General features: G+C 65.9%; 7 protein-coding genes. 3 read left to right on the top strand and 4 right to left on the bottom strand.

What is annotated here, in order from left to right:
- Positions 1 to 734 (bottom strand): SDR family oxidoreductase (locus tag ABS88_RS23770; RefSeq protein WP_286750784.1); only part of this gene is annotated, 734 nt, incomplete at its 3' end.
- Positions 735 to 860: 126 nt separating this feature from the next.
- Here ABS88_RS23770 and ABS88_RS23765 point away from each other — a divergent pair.
- Positions 861 to 1244 carry a winged helix-turn-helix transcriptional regulator gene (locus ABS88_RS23765; protein WP_051066433.1) on the top strand — a complete coding sequence of 128 codons (384 nt, stop codon included), beginning with the start codon at positions 861 to 863 and terminating at the stop codon, positions 1242 to 1244.
- Positions 1245 to 1290: 46 nt separating this feature from the next.
- On the opposite strand, the gene ABS88_RS23760 is transcribed toward ABS88_RS23765, so the two are convergent.
- On the bottom strand, positions 1291 to 1620 hold the full coding sequence (locus ABS88_RS23760) for a UrcA family protein (protein WP_286750783.1): 330 nt from the start codon (positions 1618 to 1620) through the stop codon (positions 1291 to 1293).
- Positions 1621 to 1773: 153 nt separating this feature from the next.
- Here ABS88_RS23760 and ABS88_RS23755 point away from each other — a divergent pair, with 153 nt between their 5' ends.
- The gene (locus ABS88_RS23755; protein WP_286750782.1) at positions 1774 to 2655 is read left to right on the top strand and encodes a LysR family transcriptional regulator; all 882 of its coding nucleotides are present in this window, start codon (positions 1774 to 1776) and stop codon (positions 2653 to 2655) included.
- Between the two features lie 286 nt (positions 2656 to 2941).
- On the opposite strand, the gene ABS88_RS23750 is transcribed toward ABS88_RS23755, so the two are convergent.
- Positions 2942 to 3436 (bottom strand): hypothetical protein, encoded by a 495-nt coding sequence (locus tag ABS88_RS23750; RefSeq protein ID WP_062903151.1) that lies wholly within the window; start codon positions 3434 to 3436, stop codon positions 2942 to 2944.
- A gap of 170 nt (positions 3437 to 3606) precedes the next feature.
- Here ABS88_RS23750 and dnaN point away from each other — a divergent pair, with 170 nt between their 5' ends.
- Positions 3607 to 4722 carry a DNA polymerase III subunit beta gene (dnaN, locus tag ABS88_RS23745; protein ID WP_058813473.1) on the top strand — a complete coding sequence of 372 codons (1116 nt, stop codon included), beginning with the start codon at positions 3607 to 3609 and terminating at the stop codon, positions 4720 to 4722.
- Between the two features lie 25 nt (positions 4723 to 4747).
- On the opposite strand, the gene ABS88_RS23740 is transcribed toward dnaN, so the two are convergent.
- Positions 4748 to 5319: PQQ-dependent sugar dehydrogenase (locus ABS88_RS23740; protein ID WP_286750781.1), on the bottom strand; the 572-nt coding region annotated here is incomplete at its 5' end.

Raw genomic sequence — 5319 nt, 5'->3', positions numbered from 1 at the left:
GCGAGGAACGCCAGCCGTTCAGCGACCGCGCCTTCGGCTTCGGCGTTCCGCAGCGGGAGGACATTGCGCACCAGAATCTCCGCCGGGGTCGGCGTTTCGGCGAACAGCGCCATGACCTCGTCGGCAAAGGCATCCAGCGGCATATAGGCGTCGCGCGTCGACTGGCCGGGGGTCAGTTCGGTCCGCACCGCGGGCGGCGCCAGCTCGATCACGTCGACGCGGCCGGCAAGCTGGACGCGCAGCGCCTGCGTATAGCTGTGCAGCGCCGCCTTGGTCGCCGAATAGGTCGGCGCCTTGGGCAGCGGAACGAAGGCCAACCCCGAGGTTACGTTGACGATCGCGCCATCGCCGCGCGCAACGAGATGGTCGATCAGCGCATCGGTCAGCCAGATCGGGCCGAGCAGGTTGGTGACGACCGTCGCTTCGGCGTCGCTCAGATCGCGCTCGCCGTCCAGCGCTTCGTACATCATCACGCCGGCATTGTTCACCAGAACGTTGAGATCGGGGAAGCGCTGCACGACGTCGGCGGCAAAGGCGGCGATCGCGTCGGCATCGGTGACGTCGAGCGGCATCGCGTGCATGTTGGCCCGGCCTTCGATCGCGGCGTCCAGCTTGGCGCTATTGCGTCCGGTCACGATCACCACATTGCCGGCATCGTGCCAACGCTGTGCGAGTGCCAGACCGATGCCCGATCCGCCGCCGGTGATCAGGATGGTGTTGCCTGTCGTTTTCATCGTTTGTCCTTCGTTTCGGGGTTGGGGAGACGCTCAATTTATGCCATTACTCTCCAATGGAAAGTAGGCACCTGAAAGTGCTATACTTACTTGATAGAGACTATTGGGATTTCTGCCGTGCCCGCGATGCAAAATTATTCGGCCGCCGCCGATCCCGCGCCCGATCCGCGCGTCGAGATGCTGGTCAACGACCTGATCGGTCGAGTCGCCGACAAGTGGACGCTGCTCGTGCTCGAGGAATTGGAAGAGCATGGCACCTGCCGCTTCACCCGGCTGGCCCAGCTTGTACCGGGGATCAGCCAGAAGATGCTGACCCAGACGCTGCGCGCCATGGAGCGCGACGGGCTCGTTCGCCGCACGGTCTATCCGGTGGTGCCGCCGAAGGTCGAATATGCGCTGACCGATCTCGGCCACAGCCTGGGCGAAGCCTTTTGCGGCGTGTGGCATTGGGCCGAAGCGCATCTCGCCGCGGTCGAGGCGGCGCGCAGCGCGTTCGACGCTCGCGCCTGACCGCGGCGGCGGTGCGCTGCGCGCTTATCTGGCGCCTATTTGGCGCTTATTTGGCGAGCGTCACCCGGATCGGTTCGCCGCGCGTTGCGGCGCTGGCGATGACGCGGTCGGCGTCGGCTGATGCCTGCCGCATCGTGTCGCGGCGGCAATGGCGAACGTCATTCTTGCCTTCCAGGTCATAGTCGGGCGCGCTGCCGCACACAGTGACGACCGCACGCCAGATACGGCGTTCCAGCTTGTCGGCGCCGCGTGCGGTGCTGAGGTCGAGGTCCGAATGGACGACGGCGACGCTGCGTGGCGCGGGCGCCGGTTCGGCGTGGGCGGGCAGGGCGGGCGCGACCGCGGCGAGCGCGGCAAGGGTCAACATCATCTTCATCATATGTCTCCGTTGACCGGCGGGTTGGGGGAGGGGAGGAAGCCGGTAAGACCCAGATAGGCCTACGCGCGCCGCCGCAGGAGCAACGATGTTGCGCGATCATTCTGCATAATTGCAGAATGAAGCGGGGGCGATTATTCCCCACAAGACGCCATGTTCGACTGGAACGACCTTAAATATTTCCTCGCGGTCGCCGAAAGCGGCAGCACGCTTGCGGCGGCGCAGGCGCTGCGCGTCAGCCAGACGACGGTGGCGCGCCGCATCGCCGCGCTGGAGGCGGCTACCGGCGTCACGCTATTTGAACGGCGCCAGGCTGGCTATGCGTTGACGCCGACGGGCGAGGCGATGCTGGCGAGTGCGCTTGCGGTCCGCGACTCTGCGGACCGGTTCGGCGAAGCCGTGGGCGCCCAGTCGCGCGACGCGGGCGGGACCGTCAGCCTGACGACGATGGAGATTATTGCGATCACCCTTCTGCCGCCCATCCTGCGCGACCTGCGTGCGGCGCATCCCGGCATCCATATCGACCTCGACACCTCGGACGAGCCGCGCGACCTTGCAAGCGGCGCGGCCGATATCGCGATCCGCAGCAGCAAGCAGCCGACGGGGGCGGGTCTCGTCGGACGCCGCGTCGCCGATAATCCGTGGACGGTCTATTGCAGCCGCGACTATGCCGGACGCCACGGCATTCCGCACAGCCGCGAGGAACTGGCGAGGCATCCCTTCATCGGCGGCGGCGGCCATATCTGGGAGCCCTATCGGGCGTGGCTGAAGCAATACCGGCTCGAGGATTCGGTGGTCATGCGTTACGATACCGCATCGGGGTTGCTCGCGGGCGTGCGTTCGGGAATGGGGCTGACGATCCTGCCGGCCTTCCTCGCCGACCGCGAACCCGACCTCGTCCGCTGCATCCCGGCGCGGGAGGATGATACGACCGGCCTGTGGCTGCTCACCCACGAACGCCTGCGCCACGTCCCCCGCATCCGCGTCGTCCTCGATTTTCTGGCCGAGGCGCTGACGCGGCTTGCGCGCAGTTGACCCGGCGGCGGCGCGGACCGGAAAGGCCTTTCCTACAATCGTCGGCTGTGGTTCAAACTGGCCGATGACGACCGGCACCCCTCCACAACATGAAACGCGAGTGAAGTTGCGCGGTTTTCCGCGATTTTTCGATCACACAAAATCTTCCACCTTCGTCACCCCGGACGTGATCCCGGGTCCATTCGCGCCGCGTCGAAGAAGTCCACCACGGATCAGGTCCGGTGCAGCGTGCTACCGTGAATCGCGAATGAAGTTCGGCAGTTTTCTGCCATTTTCCAAAACGGCATCAGCGGATGCTCGCGCACCCCAGCGCTGCCGCGTCGATCGCCGTCGCGGCGCCGCGCAGGCGATAGGTGTCGGCAATCGCGCCGCCGGTCGTCGACCGGCTCTCGACGCTCATGCTCGGCGCCGCGCGCATCGCGGCGATGATCGCGGCGTCCATGCGGGCATCGCTGGCCCAGCCGTGGACGCCATTGCCGGTCAGCACGAAGCGGCGGCTGCCGACCGTCAGCCGCAATTCGCTCTGCGGTGCGCGCGGCTTCGACAGGCGGATATAGAATTGACCGCGGATGCGCGCCTTGGGCCAATATCCGATGCTGGCATAGGCTTTTTCCTGCGCCCGCCCGATCGTCGCGGCGGGGCTGGCGATCGCGTAGCAGCGGGGGGTCGCCGGATCGCGGAAGGCGCCCCAGCCATCGAAGATGCCGAGCGCGGTCGGCGCCGCCCAAGCGAGCGCGGGCAGGCCGATGCACAGCAATAGAAGGAATAGCGCCCGCCGCATCGCGCTTCCGTTGCGCGAAAGCCGCCGCAATGCAAGCATGGCTTGCGCGGCGCGGTGCGCGCGTTAAGGAAGGAAGACATTTCCAGGGGCAGGGAATCGGGGCGTCGCTGCGTCCGCGGCGCCGGCTCCATCAGGGACTTCTCCCGCAGAACACAGGATGGCGGATAAGAATGAAAGCGACGATTGAACGCGCAGTGCTTCTGAAGAGCCTCGGCCACGTCCAGTCGGTGGTCGAACGGCGCAACACGATTCCGATCCTGTCGAACGTCCTGATCGAAGCCGATGCGAGCGGCCAGCTCAAGCTGATGGCGACCGACCTTGATCTGCAGGTCGTCGAAACCATCGCGGCAAAGGTCGAAACGCCGGGTACCACGACCGTCTCGGCGCACACCCTGTTCGAAATCGCGCGCAAGCTGCCCGAAGGCGCCGAGGTCAGCCTCGCCGCCGCCGAAGGCAAGATGCAGGTCAAGGCCGGCCGCTCGAACTTCAATCTGCCGACGCTGCCGCGCGACGATTTCCCGGTGATCGCCGAGGGCGATCTGCCGACCAGCTTCGAACTGCCGGTCGCCGAACTCATCCAGATCATCGACAAGACGCGCTTCGCCATCTCGACCGAAGAAACGCGCTATTATCTCAACGGCATCTTCCTGCACGTCGCCGAAGATTCGACGGGTCCGGTGCTCAAGGCCGCGGCGACCGACGGCCACCGTCTCGCGCGCTATACGGTGACGCGTCCCGAGGGCGCCGCGGGCATGCCCGACGTCATCGTGCCGCGTAAGTGCGTCGGCGAAATCCGCAAGCTGCTCGACGAGGCCGAAGGCAATGTCGAAATCAGCCTGTCGGCGTCGAAGATCCGCTTCCAGCTCGGCAACGCCGTGCTGACCTCGAAGCTGATCGACGGCACCTTCCCCGATTATAGCCGCGTCATCCCGACCGCGAACGACAAGCTCCTGAAGGTCGATCCCAAGAGCCTGTTCCAGGGCGTCGATCGCGTCTCGACCATCGCCAGCGAAAAGACGCGCGCGGTCAAGGTCGGGCTCGACAAGGATCGCATCACGCTCAGCGTCACCAGCCCCGAAAACGGTACCGCGGCCGAAGAACTTCCCGCCGGCTACGACGCCGACGCGATGGAGATCGGCTTCAACGCCCGCTATCTCAGCGATATCTTGGGACAGGTCGACGGCGACACCGTCGAACTCCACCTCGCCGACGCGAACGCGCCGACGCTGATCCGCGAAAGCGAAAAAAGCCCGGCGCTCTACGTGCTGATGCCGATGCGGGTGTAGCTCGGCGTCCGCTTGATCTGGCGGATCAGCCCGCCTTCGCGACCCGCCAGATAATCCCGCCGGTATCGTCGGCGACCAGCGCGCTGCCGTCCTTGGCGACCTTGACATCGGCCGGGCGGCCGCGGGTCGTCTTGCCGTCCTTGGCGACAAACTGGTCGAGCAGGGTGACAGGCAGGGCGTCGAGCGGCTTGCCATTGTCGCCGAACTTGACGAACACGACGTCATATCCCGACACCGGATCGCGGTTCCACGACCCGTGCAGCGCGATCAGCGCCCCGTTCGCCCAGCGGTCGCCAAGGTCCAGACCGTTGGTGAAGGTCATGCCCAGCGGCGCGACATGGGCGCCCAGCGCATATTGCGGCCGCTTGACATATTGCCGCCGGTCCTCGGCTTCGGGGGCAACCCGCGGATCGGTGAAACCGCCCCAATAATACCAGGGCCAGCCGAAGAAATCGCCCTCGTCGACGTCGGTCAGATAGTCGGGAACGAGGTCCGACCCCAGCATGTCGCGTTCGTTGACCACGGTCCACAGCGTGTTGCTGCCCGGATAGAAGGCCAGGCCGACGGGATTGCGGATACCGGCGGCATAGGTGCGCA

It is taken from the genome of Sphingopyxis sp. SCN 67-31 (assembly GCF_001725095.1).
This window is presented reverse-complemented; position numbering and strand designations above follow the sequence as displayed.